The 1,996-nt window shown below is 67.0% G+C and carries 1 protein-coding gene; it reads right to left on the bottom strand.

All coding sequences use genetic code 11. The annotated features are described in order from the left end of the window. The coding region (locus tag H7I57_RS26345) for a condensation domain-containing protein (protein ID WP_372510429.1) at positions 1-1,996 on the bottom strand (1,996 nt) is incomplete at both ends.

Raw genomic sequence — 1,996 nt, 5'->3', positions numbered from 1 at the left:
GCAGCAGGATCGGCAGCGACCAGCCGTCCAGCACGATGTGATGGTTGGTCAGCACGACCCGGAACCGTTCGGGAGCGGTGCGGATCAACGCCACCCTGATGGCCGGTGCGGCCGAGAGGTCGCAGACCGCGGCGCGCTCCGCCGCGCACAAGTCGCCGATCCGCACGTCGTCGTCCGATTCGACGTGCTGCCAGGGGATCACGGGATCAGCGGGGATGATCTGAACCGGCAGATCGTAGACGTCGCTGAACCGTGCCGCCAGGTTGGGGTGGCGACGGATGACCGCCGAAACCGCGTCGTGGAGGCGGTCGGTGTCCAACGGCCCGGTGATCGTGAACTCCAGCTGCATGGCGTAGAGGTCGCTCAGGTTGCCGATGGCGCGCGCGGTGTTGGCGTGGAAGAGGAGTCCCTGTTGCATCGGCGTCAGCGGCAGGACATCGGCGACGGGTTCGCGCTGTCGGAGTTCGTCGAGTTGGGGTTGGGTGAGCCGGGCCGGGATGATGTCGGACGGGGTCAGCCCGCCGCCGCCCTGCTCGACATGGGCGCAGATACCGGCCACTGCATCGAGCCACAATGCGCTGAGACGACTGATCTGCTCCCGATCGAGCACCGATGTCGCCCAGATCCAGGTGGTGTTCAGTTCTGGTCCCGCGCCGCCGTCCAGGGTGGCAGCATTGAGTTCGACGGTGTGGCCCAACGGCATCGGGATCGCGGTGGCCGTCTCGGCCAACGACGCGCCGGCGTCGTCGGGTCGCCACAGTTCGTTGAGCAATCCGGTGGCTGAGGACCCCATCCGGCCGAGGTAGTTGAATCCGATCGACGGATCCAGCCCGGTGAGGGAGACCTCGGGGTTGAGGTAGCGCAGCAACCCGTAGGTGATGCCATCCGGCTGATCACGGAGCTGCTCTTTGGCGCTCTTGATCACCGCACCTAATGCGGGGTCGCCGGTGACCACCTGCGCCCAGCGCAGTCCGCCGACCTTGATGGCCACCGGGTACTTCGTGGTGAACCAGCCGACGGTGCGGGACAGATCGACGCCGGGGGAGATGTCCTCGTCACGGCCATGGCCTTCGACGTCGATGCCGATCGGATCCTTGCCGTTGCCGAGAAACTCGGTGACCGCCAAGGCGAAGGCGATCAGCAGGATGCAGCTGATCCCGGCATGGAACGCCGCGGGCACCTCGCCGAGCAGTCGGCGGGTGGTCTCCGGACCCAGCGATGCGGTCAACCGCCCCGCGCTGGCGTAGGTGTCCACCTCGGGTAGTGGAGCGGGCAGCGCGGCTGGTGCCGACTGCACCTCAACCCAAGCCTGCGCGTCGGCGATCACCGCGAGCGTCTGCGCGCGTTCGGCCAGCAGCGAGGCCCATCGTCGGAACGACGTACCGACGGGTGGGAGCGCAATGCTCTGTCCGTTGTGGTGTTGTGCCCATGCGATGTTGAGGTCTTCGAGAAGGATTCGCCACGACACCGCGTCGATTGCGAGGTGGTGGACGATCAGCGCCAGCTGCCCGCTCTGGCGTGCCCACAGTGCGCTCACCATCGCCGCCGCAGCAGGGTTCAGGCGGGATCGTGCACCCGCCAGGGTTTCCTCCGAGAGCGATTCCACGGATCTCAGACATTCGGCGGCGTCGACCGCACCTGGCTCCGGAACCTGCAGCCGGACACCATCGGCGCGCACCCGCAGCATTCCGTGCCGGTCCAACAGGGCCTGCAGCAGGACGACCACGTCGGCCTCGGTGACTCCAGGTGGGGCTTGCACGACGACGCTCTGGTTGAACTGATCGGTCGGCCCGTCAATGGTGCTCAGCCACCGCATGATCGGTGTCGGAACGACATCCCCGATCCCCTCGTCGACCGTGCCGCTGATCGTCTCGGCAACGTCGGCGACTTGAGCCAGCCGGGCGACGGTTTGTTCGATGAAGATGTCTTTGGGTCGGCAGGTCAGGCCCGCGGCTCGGGCCTGGGCGACCACTTGCATCGACAGGATGCTGTCGCC

It is taken from the genome of Mycolicibacterium pyrenivorans (genome assembly GCF_025821625.1).
Classification (GTDB): Bacteria; Actinomycetota; Actinomycetes; order Mycobacteriales; family Mycobacteriaceae; genus Mycobacterium; species Mycobacterium pyrenivorans.
The sequence above is the reverse complement of the archived record's forward strand: the minus strand, read 5'-3'. Positions and strand labels throughout refer to the sequence as shown.